We start from the raw sequence: 19,995 nt of genomic DNA on the forward strand, positions 1-19,995 counted from the left end.
TGATCAGGGGCGCGTCGTCAGAATGAGGTCCAGCCTTCGGAGCAGTCCACCTTGCGCACGGCCTTGCTGCAGCTGGGGCAGAAGTGGATGTTGGCGCAGGTGATGCCGTACATCACGCATTGCCCGATCTCACTGCTGTACTGGCCATTCCGGTTGGGCAGGCCAAAGTAGCAGTGTCCTCCCATGTTGTAGTAGAAGTGCTGCGGCGGATCCAGCTTGGAATCGTCGGCTGAAGGGTCTTCGTCGCGCAGGCCGGGCCAATCGGGGCCGCTGGGCACCATGCCGAGCAGGTGGCCCATCTCGTGGGCCAGCGTTTCCGTCAGGTACGCCTGCGAGTTGGGGACGTAGGGATCCAGCGTGGACACGAACAAGAGATTGGTGCCGGTGATGGCCAGGCCCGCATAGCTGGCGGCGACCGTGTTGAACTGGATGTTGAGCACGCCGTTCAGGGGCGTGGACGAAATCTGGGTCAGGTCGACCTTCACGGAGAAGACGGCGCCGGAGCTTTCGCGCATCGGCGTCATCAGGTGACGAGGGATGGGAATCGACCGTTCCGCGCCCGACGCGTCCGTATAGATGTAGCGGGCGTGGACGAGCCAGTCGTCGCTGTCGTCGAACTCGTACCAGAGGCTGGCAAGCGTGCGGTCGTCGTTGACGATGGGCACCGTCATCACGCGGCCGCCGGGGCCGGCCGGCACGGGCAGGCGCATGTCGCCGCTGGTGCCGGGCGCGGCCAACCGATCGACGTGGCAGACCACCAGCGTGTAGGGCTCGCGCTGCTTGCCGGGAGACGTGACGTACACGCGGCGCACGGCGTCCATGATGGCCTGCTGCGAGTCCATATGGTCCGCCGCGTCCACCGCCGAGCGGCCACGGAATTGCAGGCGCGGCAGTTGGATCATGTCGATGCCGTGCAACGCGAACTCCGCGGTGACGGGCGTGACGTCGGCCAGATGATTGGCCGGCCGGGTGCTCATGCACATGACTTCCTGGACGTACAGGCGGCGGGCGGTCTCGACGCGTTCGGTCTTGATGAGCTGGCCGCGTTCGTCGCGCACTTCGAACAGATAGACGTTGCGGCCGGCGGCGGGCAGGTCGATGTCATCGACGATGCGGGTGCCGTCGGCGTCCGTGACGTAGCTGCGCGGGTTGGTGTGCGGTTCCTGGTAGCTGGCGCGGCGGCCGCGTTCGCGGCTGGAGTACGCGATGTTGCCGGTATCGGGCTTGACGGTGATGGTGAAGCGGTGCGCGCCCGGGCGGTTGAATTCCACGTGGATGCGCGGGCGCCGGGTCTGCCGCTCGGTGGTGGTCAGCGCGTTGCCATCGTTCCAGCGTTCGTCGGCGCGTTCCAGGTTCACGTATTGCAGGCGCGCGCCGTCCTGGCGGCCGCGATAGGTGGATGCGCTGGGCACCACGCGGCCGGCGTCGCCCGTCGGAGGCATGCCGCCAGGCAGGTTGGTGCCTTGCGTGCGTGCGACCGGACCCAGGCCGATCGTGTCCAGGACATCGCGGGCAATCTGGGGCAGCGGCGACTCCGCCACGCCCGGAATCTTCATCAGCACCTCGGCCACCTTGGGCAGCGTTTCGGTGGCCAGCGTGGGCGATTGCAGGATGGCGCCGATCACGCCGGGCACCGACGAGGACGACAACCCCGGCATGCTGAGGATGGCGCCCGCAACGGCGGGGATGTTGGCCTGCTTGACGTCGGGCAGCGTGAACAGCGTGTCGACGGCGGATCCCAGCGCGGCGGCACGGTCGCCCGCCGCGTTCAACGCCTGCGTCATGACCGGCACGATGGCGGCGCCGACGTTGGCGCTGACGCCGCCGGACAGGAGCGTGGATGCGCCGGACATCGCCGTGGATGCGGCGCTGGCCTGCTGCGCAACGGCGGCAAGGCCGCCGCCCGCCGCCAGCGCGCCAAAGCCCGCTGCGCCTGAACCGCCGCCTCCCGCAGCCGCTGTTGCGCCGGCGGCAGCGCCCGTTGCCGCGCCCGCACTCGCCACCGCGCCTGCGCCGCCCGCGGCGGACAGATCGGTGGCGCTCGTGGCTGGCGCGCGGTCGGACATGCCGGCCGCCTGCGCCGTCGTGCTGCCGAGCACAGCGTCAGGGCTGCCGGCCGGGGTGACGGCGGTGGGCGGGGCCGTGGCGCCGGAGACGGTGGTGGGGGGCGCCGCCGTCGGCGTCGCAGAGGGGGGGGTGAAGGGGGGCGTGGCTCCGGGAGCGGATGTGGGGGTTGCGGTTGCGGTTGCGGCTGCGCCGGTTCCGATGCCGGTGCTGGCGCTTGCAGTGGCGCCCGTGCCAGCACCCGCACCGATACCCGCGCCAGGGGGGGCGCCAACGGCTGCATCAGCGTGCGCACCAGAGCCTGTCATCGTGCCGTCCGCGCTTGGCGCGTCCGTCACGCTTGCAGAGGGAGACCCGACTGCCGGAGACACTCCAGCGCCTGGCGCTGCCGTGGTGCCGGTGACGGCGCCCACGGCCGGTGCCGTACCTGCCGCCGCGCTTCCGGCAGAGGCCGCGCCGACGGCGGCGCTCGACCCTGCGACGCCCGCACCGGCAGCAGGCTGCACATTGGGCAGTCCGGTTCCTTGCGGCAGTCCTGCGCCTTGCGGTAGTCCCACGCCTTGCGGCAGTCCTGCGCCTTGCGGCAGCCCTGCGCCTTGCGGTAGTCCTGCGCTTTGCGGTAATCCTGCGCCTTGCGGCAGTCCTGCCGCACCGGCGTCCGGCACGAAGCCGGGCGTTTGCATCGAGCCTTGCGGCAAGGACGGCGCGGCGATGGATGCGCCATCGGTTGCCGGCAGCATCGTCGCTTCGCTCATGACGGTGTCAGAAGCGGAGGCCGAGGGCGCGTGCTGGGCCAATGCGCCTGTCGACGACATCGCGGCAGCGGCGTCGCCTTGTGTCGTCGCTGCCGTGGCAACCGAATAGTCCCCGGTCATGGCATTGCCGGCGGATATTCCGGACGCGGCGCCGCCGGAAGACGAGGCTATCGCGGGAAGATCCGAAGCGCCGGGCAGGCCGCCTTCCGTAGATGCGGAGGCCAGCGGGCCGGCATGGCTGGCTGCCGACGCCGTCGTGCCAAGCACGCTGGCCGCGCCCGCGGCCAACGAGGCGAGCAGAGCGGCATTCGGCAGCGCGGCCGTGGTTGCCGAGTCGTCGCGGCGCGATCCGGATTGCGCGTTGGCGGTCTTGGCGTCGACGGAGGGGCGCGCGGAATTGGCGGCGCCGTTCGCTGCCTGTTCGGCGGGGGACGACGTGGAGGCCGCGATGGGCTGTCCCGAGCGGCCTGCGGCAAGCAGGGCCAGCGCGGATAGCGCGGCATTTTTCGATTCGGAATGCTGATCGTGCGCGGCGGGCGTTGCCTCGCCGTGCGTCGTCGTTCCGTATTGATCGGGGTTGGCAATGAGGGCAGCGGAGCCGGTCGCGGCGCTGCGCGGTTCATCGGTGCTGCGGGCTTCGTCGGCGCGGCGGCTGTCGCCATCCCTGTCGGCGTGCGACGACGCCTGCGCCGCCATCGCGTGGGCCAAGGCGGCGAGCATGCCGGTGGACGCGATCGATGCGTTGGTATGGCCTGTGCCCGACGGAGCGGCATTCGCAAGTTTCACGAGCAGGGACGGCTGGGAGTAGTTGCGAGAGACGGCGTCCTCTGGCGGGACGGAGCGCTTCATGTCCTCAGGGGATGCGGAGGTCGCCGGGCTGACCGAGTTCACTGCGGCCATGGCGGCGGATGGGGTGGCCGTTTCCGAACCAGGGGCGTTCGGGGCAGCACGCGCGCCACTTGCATCGGGCTCGGACTCGCGGGAGGCTTGGACCTTGCCGCCAACCATGCCGGCGGCAAGGCCTGCGGCCGCAGTCGCGCCAGCCGTTGCGCCCATTGCGTCCAGAGCGGGCCTTACTGTTGGGCTCGAACCAGCGGCGTCGCTCCCGAGACCCGCACCAGTGAACGCTGCTGACGTACCCGCGAGCGTACTCGCTGCAATGCCTGCATCTGTTGCGCCGGCCGCGAGACCTGCGCTGGCAATTGCTGCCGGCGAACTCTCGATGGTTTGCGTCGCGATGCTTGCGCCGGTCGCGTGGTTCGCGAGCCCCTTGTCTGTAAACGCTTCGGACGATCCCGCGAAGGTTTGCGCGGCACTGCTCGTACCGGTTGCATCGTTTGCGAGACCCGCGTCGGCGAATGCGCCAGGCGTTCCCGCGAAGGTGCCCGATGCGATATTTGCGCCGGTTGCGCTGTCGGCGACGCTTGCGCCAATCGACATGTCCCCCGCTGCGAGCGGAAGTTCGGCCGCAGAGCCCGCGCCGTGGACGTCAAGCGCGGGACTCGCGAATGCCGCGCCCGCGTTCATGGAGTCGATGGGCGGATTCACGCCCGCCGCGCCAGCGGTCAGGCCTGCGACTGTGCCGGCTCCAGTGGTGCCGGCGGCCAGTCCTGCGCCGGCGCCAGCCGGCAAGGTGTTCGCGGCTACGCCCGCCGCCGCGCCTGTGGCAGAAAGGGCAGAAGCATTTGCGCCTGACGCTGCGCTGCCTGCCGCTGCGCTGCCTGCCGCTGCGCCGGATGCCGAGGCGGTGATTGGCGTCGTCGCGGCTTGCATTGGCGTTGCGTTGGCAGACGCGGCAGGCGCTGCGGAGGGCGCGTCGGCGGCTGCTGGCATGGCATTCGGCGCAAATGCGGCCGATCCAGTCGTTGATGCCGAAGTTGGTGTCGAAGCCGAAGCCGAGGCCGAGGCCGAAGTCGAAGCCGATGCCGAAGCCGAAGTCGAAGCCGATTGCGATGCAGGCGCCGATGCCGAAGCAGGGGCTGGTCCGGATGCGGATGCCTCTGCGGAAGCCTGAGCGGAAGACGGCGCCGATGTAGGCGACGCAGCGGCGTCTGCCGTCGCGGCTCCGTCCGTCGTCGTGGCCGCATTGTTGGCGGCGGGCGATGCCGCAGCGGGTTGCGATGCGTGCGTCGCAGTTTCGCTGCCTGGCGCGCCTTGCGCACCAGCCGCCGTTGCCTCGCCGGCAGGAGCGGCGGACGCTGGGCCTGCCGCTTCAGACGGCGCGGCCGGAGATGCTTGCGCCGCAGTCCCTGCGGTTCCTGCGCCGCCAGCAGCTGTACCAGCACCAGCACCAGCACCAGCACCAGCACCAGCAGCCACACCCGCGCCAGCACCCGATCCCAATCCCCCCGCCACGCCCGCACCCGCTCCATCCGCGCCGCTGCCGATCCCCGCCAATCCCGCGGCGCTGCTGATCATCTTGGACGCGCCTTCGGGCGCGACGGAAGCCAGCATGTCCGTGGCCGCCGGCAGGGCGGACATGGGGTTCTTGACGAGTTCAGCCGCCTTGGAAACCGCGCCCGCGGCGGAAGCGGCGCCATCAATCAGACCGCCCGCGCCGGGCGCCACGGCGCCAAGCAAGCCCTTGGCCGCCGGCAGCGCCGACATCGGGTTTGCAACCATGGCCTGCGCCTGGGACACCATACCCATGGTGTTCTTCGCCGTATTCAGCAGGCCGCCGACGGCGGGGCTGGCGTTGCCGAGCAGTCCGGGGGCGGCCGACAGCGCGCTCATCGGATTCTTTGCCATGCCGGCCAGCGCATTGGCCTGGCCGGCCAGTTGCGACAGTTTGCCGGCCGCGCCCGCAGCGGTCTTGCCCAGGTCGCTCAAGCCGCCCGGCACCATGTCGCCCAATCCGCCCAGGCCCCCGCCCGCGCCCGCAGCGCCGGCCGCGCCGCCAAAGCCCGCCATCAGGCTCGTGCCGGCCTTCTTGGCGGCGGTGGCAAACGCGCCGTCCTTGTGCACAAGTTCCGCGCTGACGATGAGCGGATCATCGACGGTCGTGCTTGGCAAGGCCGGCAGGGTTGCTGCATCGTTGCCGGGCCCGACGAAGTTGTGCGTGGCGCCCTTGACCGAGAACAGGCCGGGCCCCTTGAACACGATGTCCGCGCCATCGAGCGTGACGCTGCCCCCGGCCGCTTGCAGCGTGACGCGCTGGTTGCCCAGGATCTCGATGCCCTCGGCCGACGAGGTCACGGTAATGTCCTGCCCGGCCAGCGCTTCCAGGATGTCGGTGTGGGCGTGCAGGGAGACAGGCGCCTGCGCCGAGATCGCTCGCAGCGGACCCTGCTGCGCGAACACGCTTGCGGACTTGGCCGACACGGCGGCGTACGTCTGCGTGGCGGCCACGTGCGCATCGGACTGCGCGGTGGCGTGCAGGTGTTCGCCCGCATGCAGCACGGCGCTGGCCGGCGTGGCGAGATTCAGGGAGTTCGGCGCGTCGACCAGCAGGTGCGGCCCGTCGATGCGTTCGATGTTGGCCTCGGCCGTGCGTTGGCCATTCAACGCCTTGCCCGCGGCCTGGCCATTCACCTGGCCTGCGTAGCGGCCGTCTTGCTCCGGATCCAGGGCTTTGATGAGGTCGTCGTAGCCTTCGGCGGCGACCAAGGTGCGCGCCTGGTGCTGCCCCGCACTGTCGTTGAGGCGGCGCGAGGCATCCTGCGCGCCGCGCAACAGCAGCAGCGCTTCGTTGATATCGGCCTGCGTCGACTTGCCCTGTTCGCGCGCCGTGGCCGACACCAGCAGGCCCTGTCCCGAGCGCAGCACGGCCCAGGCGTCCGTGCGCAGTTCGAAGCCCGTGCCGCGCCATTGGCCGCGGCTGGCGTCGTCCAGGCCCTGCTCCACCAGATAGCCGAGGCCCAGTTGCGTGGCTGCGGTGGAGCTGGCCAGACGTGTGCGCAGCTTGCCCTTGGTGTCGTCGAAGACCCACTGGTTGCGGCCGGCGCCGTCCAGACCCTGGCTATGCCAGCCGCTGAGCACGCCGGCGTGGTTGGCGTCACCGTTCTCTCCCGCGGACCAGGGCGGCAGATCCGCGTCGTTGTACAGCTGGCCGGCCACGACGGGCTGATCGATATCGCCGTCAATGAATTCGACGATGACTTCGGTGCCGCCGCGCGGCAGATGATGGGCGCCCCAGTTCGGCCCGGCCTGCGCGCTGGCCACGCGCAGCCAGGTGCCGGACCGGTCGTCGCCCGGCGCGTTGCCGCTGGCGTCGCCATGTGATTGATGCGGCAAGCCGCCCGTCAGCGGCTTCTCGCCGCGTTGCCACGGAAACTGCACCTTCACGCGCAGGTCGCGGTCGGACGTGATGGGCGCGTCGGCCGCGCTGACGACCACGGCGGCCAGGCTCTCGGGCGCGGTAGGGCGGGCGCGCCAGGCCGGCATGAGCGCTGCCGCCTCAGGCTGCGCGCGGAAGCGGTTGCGATAGGTGCCGCGCTCCATGTCCGGCGTGTTCAGGACCTGCGCGGCCTGCCCGCCCAGGTTGTTGGTCGCTTCGTGCGTCACGTCGATCAGCACGTACCGGTTGCCGGCAAGCTCATCGATGGCCTCTGCACCGCCGCCCTGCGCGTAGCGGTCATGCTGGCTCAGCGCGAAAACCCGGCCCGGCGCAAGCGAGCGGGCCGTGCCGCCGCCCTCGAAGCGCACCAGCCGCGACTCGTGCGCGCGCATCGCACGCGCGGCGCTCTGTTCGGCGGCATCGTCGTCGGCGTACTGGCCGTGGCCCGCGTAGTCGTAGTCTTCCAGCACGGGCAGCGCCTCGACGACCACCTGCGACTGCAATTGCGCGGCATGCGCGGTCAGCGAGCGGTCGTTCCACGCCGCGCGCGCCACGCTGCCCGGACGCACGGATTGCTGGGCGGAAAAGCGCGTAATGCTGTCGCTGGTTTCCGTGGCGTCGCTGCGGTGAAAGCGCAGGGGAGACGCCGGGTCTTCCGGACGCGCCGCATCCGCATCGAAGATCACCACGCGGTGGCGCGCGCCGCCGCCAGCGCTTTCGCCATCTTGCTGCTGGTGCTCGAAGCGGTAGCACAGGCCGGCTTGCGCCAGGATGCGCTCCACGAACGCCAGGTCGGATTCGCGATACTGCGTGCAGATCGCACGGGGCGGCAGCGCATCGGTGAGTTCGAAGGCGAACGCGGCCTGGGGATAATCCGAAAACACCTCGCTGACGATGTCCTGCACCGACAGATCCTGATAGACGAAGCTGTCGCGGCGCAGCGCCAACGCCGCCATCCACGGCGCCGCATGCAGGCGGTAGCGCGCCAGTCCGCCATCGGCGCCCAGCGCATCCGCGCCTTCGACCACCGCGTGCCAATGCCGCATCGCGCCGTCGGCCTGCAACAGGCTGACGGTGATCTCCTTGCCCAGCAAGGCCGCCACATCCAGCTCGGCGCTGGCCGCCAGGCAATCCAGCGTCATCGAGAACAGCCGCGAGACGCCTTCGGAGAGGCTCATGTGCTCGATGACCAGTTCGGCGTCCAGCCCGGTGGACAGGCGCAGCAGACGCGCCTGTTGCGACAGGGTGGCGATGTTCAGCGTGGAATAGGCCGGGGCATTGGAAGGCGAGGCGTTCATAGGGCTGGGCGGTATTCGTTCTGGCGGAGCCAAAGGCGCGCGGGCGCGCCGGAAGGGACGGGGCTGCTCATGCAAGGCCCGCGCGGGCCTGCGTGACGCCGCTAGGGCAGCGAAATCGTCAGATGCGCCGCACGCGGACCCAGCTTGACGATGTCGTGATAGGGCGCCATTGCGGTCTGCATTTCCGTGTTCAGGAAGTGGCCCATGCCCAGGAAGGCGAGCAGGCCCAGCAACGCAAACAACGCCATGATCGACCACAGCGGCACGTCGCGCTTGAGCGTGTGCGCCACCTTGTCGGGCAGCGGCCAGTGCGGCGCGAAGCCGGTGCGCTTGCCGCGCAACAGGGCGATCTCGTCGCCCAGCCGCGCCGTCAGATACCCCAGCTTTTCCTGGCCTTCGATCAGGTACTTGCCCTGAAAGCCCAGCAGCAGGCACATGTAATAGATCTCCAGCGATTGCAGGCGCGGCGCGCCCTGCGCGCGCAGATCCTCGAGCCGGGCGAAGAAGTTCTCGCCCGCCAGCTGTTCGCCGAAAAGCGTGAGCTGCAGGGGCTGAAGCATCCAGGCGTCCCGGATCGCAAAGCGGGAATTCAGCACGGTCTCGTCGACGGCGGCACAGAACGCGTACTTGGTGGCGTACACGTCCTCGGCGGGGATGTCCATTTTCTTGGCGGTGCGCTCGTAATCCGCCAGGAACTGCTGCACGTGGGCGGAGAAGGCGGCCGCGTCGGTGGGCTCCTGGCCGCTCTTGAGCAGGAACAGCATCAGGAAGCCGTCGTACATCAGATCTAGCAACGACCTGGCGGGGCGGCTTGCGTGAAAGGCTGCCGCGTGCGGCGGCAGCGTTGCGCCAGGCATCAGGGAGGGGGCGTCAACAGTCATGGCGATGTCGTTCCTGTCAGCGAGTCACTGCGATCAGATCCAGCTTGAGTTCGGGAATCCCGGCGGGGGCATAGATGGCAATGCTTCGCGCCTGCAGCATGCGGTCGTACAACGATCCGCGCGTCTGCAGGGCGAAATAGACAGCGCCCGGCTTGACGGGCACGGCGGGCGGCACCTGCGGCGTATAGGAAAGCGGCACGCCCGGCATGGCCGACAGCACCAGCTTGTCCACGTCTTCGGGTGCGCCCACCTTGAAGCGCATGGGCACGCTCTCGGACAGCTCGGCGGCGGGCATCGCGGCCTGGACCGCCAGATACAGCGAGGTGGTCTCGTCCAGCTTTTCCGAGTCGAGGCGGCCCATGTGGAACGACGGGCGCAACTCTTCGAGCACGATCGAGAAGTACCGGGTCGAGATCACGGTTTCGAGCAGGTCGCGCAGGATCTCGTCCATGCGGGCAAAGGCCGGCCCGGGCGCATCGTGGCGATACACCGGAAGATCCGCCAGCGTGTGCACCTTCGAGAAGGTCATCAACGCGCCTGCCAGCCGCGCCAGTTCCTGAAACAGGCGTTCGGGATGCAGTTGCGGGTGATGGAACAGGTGCGACAGCGTGGCGTAGGCCTCGTTCGCGGTGTGCAGCAACCAGAACGAGGCGACGTCGCCGGAGCGGAACTCGATGATGTTCTTGCTGGGTTCGCGATGAAACCCATAGAGCGCGTTGACCTTGGCCTGCAAGGCGTCGAGCAGCCGCCGAAGCAGCTCGTGCAGCGCGCCCGAGGCGGTCAGCGACAGGCTGGGCGCAATGAAGGTCGTATCCAGTTCATAGCTTGCGCTGGCCGTGCGCCGCACGCGCGCCACGGGAATCGCCAGCAGTTCGTCGCGCGGTTCGAATTCGGAGATCAGGCGCACGTCCTTGCGCAGGAACGCGAGCTCGGCGGAGGCCGCGCCGGTGAAGAGATCGGGGGCGGGGGTATTGCTGTGCGTGTAGCGGGAATCGAAGCTGCCCGTTGCCTGGGCGTCGCGGTAATTGCCGCCGATTGCCTTCAAGGGATGGATCGCCAGATAGAACACGGCTTCGGTCACGCCATCCAGCGCGGTCAACGCGACAGGCGGCGGAAGTTCATCGCCGTGCGGCGCGCTGTAGAGTTCGCCGTCCGGAAACACGGCGCTCATTTCGGTGGCGCGCAGCATGCCGTTGGCTAGCGCCGAGGCATCGAAACGCGCGGAGCGCAGACCCCATGCATAGGGGTGCAACACGCGGGCCATTTCGGCCAGCCGATCTTCGTGATAAGCATCCTGCCGCTGGAAATGCTGCGGCCGGAGGAACAGACCTTCGCCCCAAAGGACTTTGGCGGAGTAACTCAAAATACGCGCTCCCTGTTTCGTCTTTCCTGGTTTCTCTATCGCTATAAGAATTGAAGGATGTGAACGGCGGGCGGCCTTGATGCTTCAGCCTGGACACTGCACGCCGGACAGGCGTGACGGGTCGTAGGCGGGTACACCCGCAGGCAACGTGGGGCGGCCTTTGGCCACGGTCAGCGCGCAGGCATGCGCGCCAAGCACGATGCCGTCGTCTTCCACATCCTCGACTTTGAATACGTACTTCCAACGCATGGGCGCGGGCGCATAGAACAGGCCCGCGACAGCGATGTAATCGGCTTGCTTGGGGACTTTTTCGACGGTTTCGTAACGCTGTCCCGGCGTGAGCGTGAGCTCGCGCGAACCCAGCATTGATTCCCCCAGCGCCGCCTTTTCCCCGGCAGTGTCTATCAATTGCGTGAGCGGCGCACGTTGGAATGGCTCAGGATTCTTCAGGTAGTATATTTTTGTAACGACCGCCATCGACTGGCCGGCGCCGGCATTCAAATTTTCTCCGGCGTGAATCGCCAAGTTCACTTCCACAGGCGCGTTTTCGGCCTTTTTCAGGCCCGCCATCTCCATAGCATTGCCCGTCAAACCGGCCACCGCGCCGATGGCCGAAACGGCCGCACATCCAGCAACGACGGTGCTCGCAAGCGCGCACGACAACCCCGTGAACAAACGTGATAAACGGATATGTTTGGACATGGCTCTTTATACCGGAAGTGTGTGAAGCAATACAGATCACGGCACGATGCGTGCAAATTCGATGCAAGTAACATGAAGAAACGTGCTGTAGCGCTGCACTAACAAAAGGTTGATGAAATACGGCCCCTGGTTACAACCTTGCTAGGTGCTTAAAAAATGCCCTTTTCCCGCCTCGTTGTCATCGCAGGTGTCGTTGCATTGATGGCCGGCTGTGCGTCGGTCAAGCCACAGTCCGAAGCCGAGTACAAGCAGTCCCTGGCCGACGCGGAAAAGACGTTGGCGCAGAAGGACGCCGACCAAGCTGTCGCGCAATTTGAAGAGATCGCGCAGCGCAATCCGTCCAAAGGCGAACCCTGGTCCTACATCGCGAAGATCCGCTTCGATCAGCAGAAATACGGGCAGGCAATCGTGGCCGCCGACGAAACGTTGAGCCGCGATCCCGATGACTTCGTCGCCAAGACGGTGCGCGCCGTCGGTGGCCTGCGGGTGGCCATGCAGTCCCTGGCCGACGTGCGCGCCGACGCGCTGCTGGCCGGCAATGCCCGGCCGGACGCCGTGGCGCTGGCCGAGGCGATGCGTGAAACCCTGGGTCAGGACGTCCTGTTCCCCGAGGGACGCCGCCCGCCGCCCCGGCCGCGCCAACCGCGCAAGGTGGATCCGGCGCCCGCAGTCAAACCGGCAGCGGGGCTGCCCGCCGCGGGAGCGCCTGCCGCAGGGTCGCCTGCCGCAGGATCGCCTGCCGCCACCCCGTCTTCGCAACAAACCTCCAGCCCGCCTGCCCAGCAGCCCAATCGCGCGCCGAATCCGTTCGGCGACCTGCTGACCAAGTGATTCGCCTTGGGGCGCCGCCCTGGCGGCGTCTCCCCGACCGACAGACAAGATCCTTTGCACGGAGCCGTCCATGGCCAAGAAAGAAAGCGTTCAGAAACGATTGCAGAAAGTCCGTCCGCCGCGCGTTCAGCTCACGTATGACGTGGAGAAGGGCGACGCCATCGAACAGAAGGAGCTTCCCTTCGTGGTCGGCGTGGTGGGCGACTTTTCTGCGCAGTCCGAGGCCGAGCTGCCGCGTCTGAAGGACCGCAAGTTCGTCAACATCGACGTCGACAACTTCGACGACGTGATGCGGGGACTGGAACCCCGCGCGGCGTACCGGGTGAAGAACCAGCTGACCGAGGAGGGCGGCACGTTCGGCGTCGACATGAAATTCCGGTCCATCGAGGACTTCCGCCCGGAAGCCGTCGTGCAACAGGTGGATCCGCTGCGCGAGCTGCTGGACATCCGCACCAAGCTGGCCGATCTGCGCAACAAGCTCGCCGGCAACGACAAGCTGGAAGACCTGCTGGGCGAAGTGCTGACCAGCACCGAAAAGCTGCAACAGCTCACCAGCGAGACCGACAAGGGAGGCCGCAATGAGTAATTCCGCCGCCGCGCAAAACACCGCCGCCACCGCCACCGACGCGCAGAGCGGGCTGCTGGACCAGATCGTCGAGCAAAGCCGCGTCGCCAAATCCACTGCCGAGCACGACCGCGCCAAGGACATCATCGGCGAGCTGGTGCGTGAGGTGATGAAGGGCACCGTTGTCGTGTCCGACAACCTGTCGGCGATGCTGGACGCGCGCGTTGCCGAGCTGGACCGCCTGATCTCGGCCCAGCTCAGCGAAGTGATGCACGCGCCCGAATTCCAGAAGCTGGAGAGCACCTGGCGCGGCCTGCACTACCTGTGCCAGGAGACCGACACCAGCCCGATGCTGAAGATCAAGGTGCTGAATACGACCAAGCGCGACCTGGTCCGCGACTTCCAGACCGCGATCGATTTCGATCAGAGCCTGATGTTCAAGAAGGTGTACGAAGAGGAATTCGGCACGTTCGGCGGTGCGCCGTTCGGGGCGCTGCTGGGCAATTTCGAGATCACGCGCCAGCCCGAGGACATGTACTTCATCGAGCAGATGTCGCACGTGGCCGCCGCGTCCCACGCGCCGTTCATCGCCTCGGCCTCGCCGGAGCTGCTGGGTCTGGACAGCTTTGCCGACCTGGGCCGCCCGCGCGATCTGGCCAAGGTGTTCGACACCGTGGAATACACCAAGTGGCGCAGCTTCCGCGATTCGGAAGATTCGCGCTATGTCGGCCTGACGATGCCGCGCTTTCTGGGCCGTCTGCCGTACGACCCGGTGGAAGGCACCACGGTCGAAGGCTTCAATTTTGTCGAGGACGTGGACGGCACCGACCATTCCAAGTACCTCTGGTGCAACGCCGCGTGGGCCTTCGGCGCACGCCTGACGGCGGCCTTCGCCGACTTCGGCTGGTGCGCGGCGATCCGCGGCGTCGAAGGCGGCGGCCTGGTCGAGAACCTGCCCACGCATACGTTCAAGACGGACGACGGCGAAATTGCGCTCAAGTGCCCGACCGAAATCGCCATTACCGACCGGCGTGAAAAGGAACTGAGCGACCAGGGCCTGATCCCGCTGGTGCATTGCAAGAACTCGGATTACGCGGCCTTCTTTGGCGCCCAGTCGGTGCAGAAGGCCAAGAAGTACAACACGGACAGCGCCAACGCCAACGCGGTGTTGTCGGCGCAACTGCAATACATCTTCTCGGTATCGCGCGTGGCGCACTACCTGAAGGCGATGATGCGCGACAAGATCGGCAGCTTCGCGTCGGCGCAGTCCGTAGAGAGTTTCCTGAATCGCTGGGTATCGCAGTACGTGCTGCTGGACGACAACGCGACGCAGGAACAAAAGGCGCAGTTCCCGCTGCGCGAAGCATCGGTGCAAGTGGCCGAGGTGCCAGGCCGCCCTGGCGTCTTCCGTGCCGTGGCGTTCCTGCGGCCGCATTTCCAGCTTGACGAACTCTCGATCTCGCTGCGCCTGGTCGCCGAATTGCCGGCGCAGGCCCAGAAATCCTGAGCGTCATTGCACTGACAACTCATCCATCATCTGAAGAGGCTATCAACAATGAAGGACATCTACGTCAAGTTCGGCAATCCGGCGCTCAAGGGCGAGTCGCAGGATAAGGACCATCCGGACTGGATCGAAGTCAGTTCGTGGCGCCACGAGATCATCCAGCCGCGTTCGGCCACCGCATCGACCTCGGGCGGCCATACCGCCGAGCGCACCGAACACGGAGAAATGGTCTTCACCAAGGATCTGGACGTTGTCAGCCCGCTGCTGTACCAGCACGCGTCGGGCGGCACGACCTTCGACGAAGTGACCATCGACTTCCTGCGCGCCGATGGCGAGGGCAACCGCGTCAAGTACCTTGAGATCAAGCTCAAGTACGTGATCATTGCCCGCGTGGCGCCGGAAGTGGTGGCCGAAGGCCTGCCGCACGAAACGTTCTCGCTGAAGTACGCCGCCGTGCAATGGAAGTACACGCAGCAGAAGGTGGGCGGCAATCAGGGCGGCAATGCCCAGGGCGCCTGGAGCCTGACCAAGAACGACAAGACCTACTCGGTCTGATCTCCGCCGGGCAGGCACGAAGACTGCGGCCCAAGTGGGTCGCCGTCTTTCTTTTGAGGCCCCGATGAAAGGATTCGAACCGAGTCTGTTCGACAAGCTGTTCGAAGCAGAGGGCCAGTCGCCCTATGCGTTGCGGCGCTTGTCGATCGAGGAAATGAAAGAGACGGTGGCGCGCGACATCGAGGCGCTGCTGAACACCCGCATGGTGTTCACCGAGGAGGATCTGCGGCGCTATCCGAACTGCCGGCGGTCCGTGCTGACGTACGGGCTGTCGGACTTTTCGGGGCTGAGCCTGGCAAGCCACTACGACCGCGAGTTCATCTGCCGTTCGCTCGAGCAGGCGATTGCGCGGCACGAGCCCCGGCTGACGCACGTTCGGGTCATGCTGCAGGTCGACAGCCGGGCGACGTCGGTGCTGTATTTCGCGATCACGGCCATGCTGGATGTGGGGCCCGCCCACGAACCCGTGACATTCGACGCCACCCTGCAGCCCTCGACCTTGCAGTACTCCGTGACCAAGGGTTGGGCCAAAAGCCCGGCCGCGGTCTAGCGCATCAACGCGCGGTGCAGGTGCCCTGACGCGCCGGACAGGAAGACATCAATGGAAGAATTGCTGCCCTACTACGAGCGCGAACTTGGCTTCTTGCGCACCTCGTCGCGCGACTTTGCCGAGCGCTATCCCAAGATCGCCGCGCGGCTGGGACTATCGGGCGAGACCTGCGAGGATCCGCACGTCGAACGCATGATCGAGTCGTTCGCGCTGCTGAGCGCGCGCATCAACAAGAAGCTGGACGACGATTACCCCGAATTCACCGAAGCGCTGTTCGAGGTGATGTACCCGCACTACCTGCGGCCGTTTCCCTCGTGCAGCGTGGCCCAGTTCGACCTGGGCGGCGCGGGCGCGCAACTGACCGCGCCCGTGCGCATCGAACGTGGCACCGAACTGAAATCGCATCCGGTGCGCGGGGTGGCGTGCCGCTTCCGCACGGCCTACGACGTTGCGCTGGCGCCTATCGAGGTCCGGCGCGCCGCGTTCGACTCCAGCGCCAATGCGCCGGCCACCGCCAAGCTGCCGGCCGGCGTCACGGGCCGCTTCTCCATCACGCTGGGCTGCCTGGGCGAGAACCAGCACTTCGGCATGCCGGGCATCGAGCGGCTGCGCGTCTATCTGCACGGCGAACCGTCGTTCGTGGCGGCGCTGCGCGACGCCTTGTTCCTGCGCGCGGCCGCGGCGTATGTCGAGCTGCAGCCGGGGCGCTGGGACCGGCTGGCCGCGATCCCGTTGGCGCAGGTCGGACTGGCCGAAGACGATGCGCTGATCGACTTTCCGGCCAGCTCGCATCCGGCGTACCGCCTGCTGACCGAATACTTCACCTTCCCCGAGAAATTCAACTTCGTCGACATCGACCTGACGGCGCTGCGACCCCACGTGGGCGCCGCGCGGCAGTTCACGTTGCACGTGCCCGTGAGCGGCGTGCGCGCCGATTCCAACACGGCGCGGCTGCTGGAATCGACCTCGGCCGACAATCTGCGGCTGGGCTGCACGCCGGTGGTGAACCTGTTTGCGCAGCGCGCCGACCCCATCCGCGTGACGCATGCGGCGGCGTCGTATCCGGTGGTGGCCGACGCGCGGCGCGCCTATGGCTATGAGGTCTATTCCATCGATCGCGTGCGCCAGGTGCGGCAGAATGCCTTGAACGATTCGGTCGTGGATTTCCGGCCGTTCTACTCGCTGCATCATGGCGAGTCGCCGGAGTCCGCGGGCCACTACTGGACGATGCGGCGCGATGCATCGATGGCGCAGCGCAGCCCGGGATACGAGACCGAGATTTCCATCGTCGACATCGATTTCGATCCCTCGGTACCCCAGACTGAAACCCTGAGCCTGGATCTGACGTGCACCAACCGCGACCTGCCCGCGAGCATCGCGGTGGGTCAGTCGGGCGGCGACCTGTTCCTGGAAGGCGGCACGGTGGCGCGCAGCATCCGGATGCTGCGCCGGCCGACGCATTCGCACCGGTTCCAGCAGGGCCGGGCGGCGCACTGGCGTCTGATATCGCATCTGGCGCTGAATCATCTGTCCCTCGTGCAAAGCGGTCTGCCCGCCTTGAAGGAAACGCTGCGCCTGTACGACCTGTCGGGGTCGGCGGTGGCCGCGCGCCAGATCGAAGGGCTGGTGGGCCTGGATTACAAACCGGCCACGCACTGGATGCCGGGCGAGCCCTTCGCCACGTTCGTGCGCGGGATCGAGATTCGCCTGACCGTCAACGAAGACCACTTTGTGGGCACGAGCCTGCATACCTTCGTTGCCGTCATCAACCGGTTCTTCGGCCTGTACGTGCATGCCAACAGCTTCGTGCAATTGGTCGTGTTGTCGCGCCGCGGCGCAGAGGAATTACTACGATGCCCCCCATGCAACGGCGACGCCATCCTAGCGTGATGGACGCGCTGCTGGCAGAGCCGCAGCGCTTCAAGTTTTTCCAGGCCGTGCGCCTGCTCGAGCAGTGCTTTGCGCGGCAGGAGCGCGGCGCGACGCGCCATACGGTGCCCGTGCATCTGCGCTTTCCCAATGCGCCCGGGTTGGCGTTTCCGCCCAGCGAAGTCGTCGATGCGGTGGCGTATGACAAGCACGGCGAGGCGCTGGTCGACGAGGCGGCGCGCCAGGCTGCCATTGCCGAGGGACGGTTGGGCCGCGTGGAAGTGACGCCTGCCTTCTTTGGCCTGCTGGGCGGGCAGGGTGCGCTGCCGCTGCATTATTCCGAGATGCTGGCAAACCGCGAGAGCCTGCGGCGCGACCGCGGGGCGCGTGCCTTTTTCGATATTTTCTCGAACCGGGCGGCGGCGCTGTTCTATGCCGCTTGGAAGAAGTACCGCATGCCGTTGCGGCACGAAACCGAACAGGACCATCACTTTCTGCCGCTGTTGCTGGCGCTGGGCGGCATCGGTCACCCGGCGCTGCGCGACCGGTTGCACAACGGCGCGGGCAGGGTCTTCGACGAATCGGTGGCGCACTATGCCGCGGCCGCGCGTCAGCGGCCCGTGTCGGCGCCGCTGCTGCAACGCGTGCTGCAGGATTATTTTGGCGTGCCCCTGCGGGTGGAGCAGTTCGTGGGCCGCTGGTACGACGTGCCGCCGCAGAACCGTACCCAATTGGGGCAGCCGGGCGCGGTATTGGGCGTGTCCGCCCTGGCGGGCGATCGCATCTGGCAGCGCGACCTGCGCATCCGGCTGTGGATCGGTCCGCTCTCGCGCCAGGACTTCGCCGACTTCCTGCCGGGCGGCGAGCGCGCGCAGGCGCTGGAAAAGCTGTTGACGATGTTCGGCGGCATGACCTTCGAGTACGAGGTGCGGCTGGTGCTGGCGCGCGAGAGCGTCATGCCCTGCCAGCTTGGCGAAGGCGGCGACGTGCGCCTGGGCTGGAATTCGTTCCTGTGCACCGGGCCGGCGGCCGATGACCGCGACGACGCCAGTTATGAACTGCACACCATCCATTGAACCGAAGACAAGCTAAAGACTCATGGCCACTCCGCTGAAGACGTTGATCGGGAAGTTGAATCAGACCTGCCGCCAGGCCGCCGAGCGCGCGGCCAGTCTGTGCATGGCGCAAGGCCACTATGAAGTGGATCTTGAGCATCTATTCCTGGCGCTGCTGGAAAAGCCGGCCAGCGATGTGAGCATCATCGCGCGGCGTTGCCACATCCAGGCCGATGCGCTGGAAGCCGATCTGAAGGCGGAGATAGACCGGTTCAAGAACGGCAACACGCGCACGCCCGTGTTTTCGCCGCACCTGCCCAAGTTGTTCGAGCACGCGTGGCTGATCGCGTCGCTGGATACGCAGACCACGCGGATCCGTTCCGGACATCTGCTGCTGGCGTTGCTGACGGAGCCGGACCTGGCGCAACTGGCGCGCCGGGGCTCTCCGCTGTTCGAATCGTTCCGGCTGGACGAACTGAAACACGATTTCGCCGCCCTGACGCAGGGCTCGGAAGAGGCGGGGCAGGCGGTGGGCTTTGCCGATGGCGCGGCCGGGCAGGATGACGCCGGCAAGCCCGCGCCGGCGCTGTCGCAGACGCCCGCGCTGGACCAGTACACCACCAACCTCATCGAGCGCGCGCGGGAAGGCAAGATCGATCCGGTCATCGGGCGGGACGCCGAGATCCGCCAGATGATCGACATCTTGACGCGGCGGCGGCAGAACAATCCCATCCTGACCGGCGAGGCGGGCGTGGGCAAGACTGCCGTGGTCGAGGGGCTGGCGCTGCGCATCGTCGCGGACGACGTGCCGCCCGCCCTGGCTGGCGTGACGCTGCGGGTGCTGGACATGGGGCTGCTGCAAGCGGGCGCCAGTGTGAAGGGCGAGTTCGAGAACCGCCTGAAGAATGTGATCGACGAGGTCAAGAAGAGCCCGTCGCCCATCATTCTGTTCATCGACGAGGCGCACACGATGATCGGCGCGGGCGGGCAGGCGGGCCAGAACGACGCCGCCAATCTGCTCAAGCCCGCCCTGGCGCGCGGCGAGTTGCGCACCATCGCCGCCACGACCTGGAGCGAATACAAGAAGTACTTCGAGAAGGACGCCGCGCTGGCGCGCCGCTTCCAGGTGGTGAAGGTCGAGGAACCGGACGAAGCGCTGGCGGCAGCGATGCTGCGCGGGATGGCGCCGCTGATGGAGCGTCATTTCGGCGTGCGCGTCCTGGACGAGGCCATTGTTGCGGCGGCGCGGCTGTCGCATCGCTACATCACGGGCCGTCAGTTGCCGGACAAGGCGGTCAGCGTGCTCGACACTGCCTGCGCGCGCGTGGCGCTGGGCCGCAGCGCCACGCCGGCGCTGATCGACGATGCGCGCCATCGCCTGACTCGGCTGCGCACCGAACGGGAAGCCTTGCGGCGCGAAGCCGCCACGGGGGCGCCGCAGGCGCGGCTGGCGGAGCTGGACGCGGAGATCGCAAGTGTGGAAGCGGCGCTGGCCGACGCGGAAGGGCGGCACGCGGCCGAGATGGCGCTGGTCGACAGGATCCAGGCCTTGCGCGCCGAACTGGAAGCCCAGGGTCAGGATGCGCCGAACGCGGAAGCCGGGGCGCCATCCGCCGCGCCGGCTTCCGGCCGCCGCAAGCCGGCGCCCGCGCCGCTTACGCCCGAGCAGCAGCGCCTGGCCGGCCTGATGGACGAGCTGCGCGCCTTGCAGGGCGAGCAGCCGCTGG

The 19,995-nt window shown here is 67.4% G+C and carries 12 protein-coding genes; 8 read left to right on the plus strand and 4 right to left on the minus strand.

Going from position 1 to position 19,995, the window contains the following annotated elements:
* Positions 1–17 precede the first annotated feature (17 nt).
* From tssI to tssJ, 4 genes are all read right to left on the minus strand, one after another.
* A complete protein-coding gene (tssI, locus tag RT697_RS09215; RefSeq protein WP_313698320.1) occupies positions 18–8,393 on the minus strand; it encodes a type VI secretion system tip protein TssI/VgrG in 8,376 nt (2,791 codons plus the stop codon).
* 101 nt (positions 8,394–8,494) lie between these two features.
* On the minus strand, positions 8,495–9,274 hold the full coding sequence (gene icmH / locus RT697_RS09220) for a type IVB secretion system protein IcmH/DotU (RefSeq protein WP_409517417.1): 780 nt from the start codon (positions 9,272–9,274) through the stop codon (positions 8,495–8,497).
* Between the two features lie 16 nt (positions 9,275–9,290).
* Positions 9,291–10,637 (minus strand): type VI secretion system baseplate subunit TssK, encoded by a 1,347-nt coding sequence (gene tssK, locus RT697_RS09225; protein ID WP_313698322.1) that lies wholly within the window; start codon positions 10,635–10,637, stop codon positions 9,291–9,293.
* Between the two features lie 84 nt (positions 10,638–10,721).
* Positions 10,722–11,339, minus strand: coding sequence for a type VI secretion system lipoprotein TssJ (gene tssJ, locus RT697_RS09230; RefSeq protein WP_313698323.1), 618 nt, complete (start codon positions 11,337–11,339; stop codon positions 10,722–10,724).
* 156 nt (positions 11,340–11,495) lie between these two features.
* On the opposite strand from tssJ, the gene RT697_RS09235 reads away from it, so the two are divergent.
* The 8 genes from RT697_RS09235 to RT697_RS09270 all read left to right on the plus strand — a co-directional run.
* Positions 11,496–12,170 (plus strand): tetratricopeptide repeat protein, encoded by a 675-nt coding sequence (locus RT697_RS09235; RefSeq protein WP_313698325.1) that lies wholly within the window; start codon positions 11,496–11,498, stop codon positions 12,168–12,170.
* Between the two features lie 70 nt (positions 12,171–12,240).
* A complete protein-coding gene (gene tssB / locus RT697_RS09240) occupies positions 12,241–12,756 on the plus strand; it encodes a type VI secretion system contractile sheath small subunit (RefSeq protein WP_313698327.1) in 516 nt (171 codons plus the stop codon).
* Positions 12,749–14,242: a type VI secretion system contractile sheath large subunit gene (gene tssC / locus RT697_RS09245; protein WP_312431755.1), complete on the plus strand. Its 1,494-nt coding sequence runs from the start codon at positions 12,749–12,751 to the stop codon at positions 14,240–14,242. Before tssB ends, tssC begins: the two co-directional genes overlap by 8 nt.
* Before the next feature lie 48 nt (positions 14,243–14,290).
* Positions 14,291–14,794 (plus strand): Hcp family type VI secretion system effector, encoded by a 504-nt coding sequence (locus tag RT697_RS09250; protein WP_105237422.1) that lies wholly within the window; start codon positions 14,291–14,293, stop codon positions 14,792–14,794.
* Positions 14,795–14,858: 64 nt separating this feature from the next.
* Positions 14,859–15,344 (plus strand): type VI secretion system baseplate subunit TssE, encoded by a 486-nt coding sequence (gene tssE, locus RT697_RS09255; RefSeq protein ID WP_313698330.1) that lies wholly within the window; start codon positions 14,859–14,861, stop codon positions 15,342–15,344.
* Positions 15,345–15,395: 51 nt separating this feature from the next.
* Positions 15,396–17,234: a type VI secretion system baseplate subunit TssF gene (gene tssF / locus RT697_RS09260; protein WP_313698331.1), complete on the plus strand. Its 1,839-nt coding sequence runs from the start codon at positions 15,396–15,398 to the stop codon at positions 17,232–17,234.
* A complete protein-coding gene (gene tssG / locus RT697_RS09265; RefSeq protein WP_313698333.1) occupies positions 17,198–18,289 on the plus strand; it encodes a type VI secretion system baseplate subunit TssG in 1,092 nt (363 codons plus the stop codon). Before tssF ends, tssG begins: the two co-directional genes overlap by 37 nt.
* Positions 18,290–18,311: 22 nt before the next feature.
* Positions 18,312–19,995: AAA family ATPase (locus RT697_RS09270; protein ID WP_313698335.1), on the plus strand; the 1,684-nt coding region annotated here is incomplete at its 3' end.

The organism is Achromobacter sp. (genome assembly GCF_032113835.1).
Taxonomy (GTDB): Bacteria; Pseudomonadota; Gammaproteobacteria; order Burkholderiales; family Burkholderiaceae_B; genus Achromobacter.

Coding starts and splice junctions, on each gene's coding strand:
- RT697_RS09250 (WP_105237422.1), top strand. CDS start 14,291: ATGAAGGACATCTACGTCAAGTTCGGCAATCCGGCGCTCAAGGGCGAG.
- tssG (WP_313698333.1), top strand. CDS start 17,198: ATGCCCCCCATGCAACGGCGACGCCATCCTAGCGTGATGGACGCGCTG.
- RT697_RS09235 (WP_313698325.1), top strand. CDS start 11,496: ATGCCCTTTTCCCGCCTCGTTGTCATCGCAGGTGTCGTTGCATTGATG.
- icmH (WP_409517417.1), bottom strand. CDS start 9,274: ATGACTGTTGACGCCCCCTCCCTGATGCCTGGCGCAACGCTGCCGCCG.
- tssI (WP_313698320.1), bottom strand. CDS start 8,393: ATGAACGCCTCGCCTTCCAATGCCCCGGCCTATTCCACGCTGAACATC.
- tssB (WP_313698327.1), top strand. CDS start 12,241: ATGGCCAAGAAAGAAAGCGTTCAGAAACGATTGCAGAAAGTCCGTCCG.
- tssE (WP_313698330.1), top strand. CDS start 14,859: ATGAAAGGATTCGAACCGAGTCTGTTCGACAAGCTGTTCGAAGCAGAG.
- tssF (WP_313698331.1), top strand. CDS start 15,396: ATGGAAGAATTGCTGCCCTACTACGAGCGCGAACTTGGCTTCTTGCGC.
- tssC (WP_312431755.1), top strand. CDS start 12,749: ATGAGTAATTCCGCCGCCGCGCAAAACACCGCCGCCACCGCCACCGAC.
- tssJ (WP_313698323.1), bottom strand. CDS start 11,339: ATGTCCAAACATATCCGTTTATCACGTTTGTTCACGGGGTTGTCGTGC.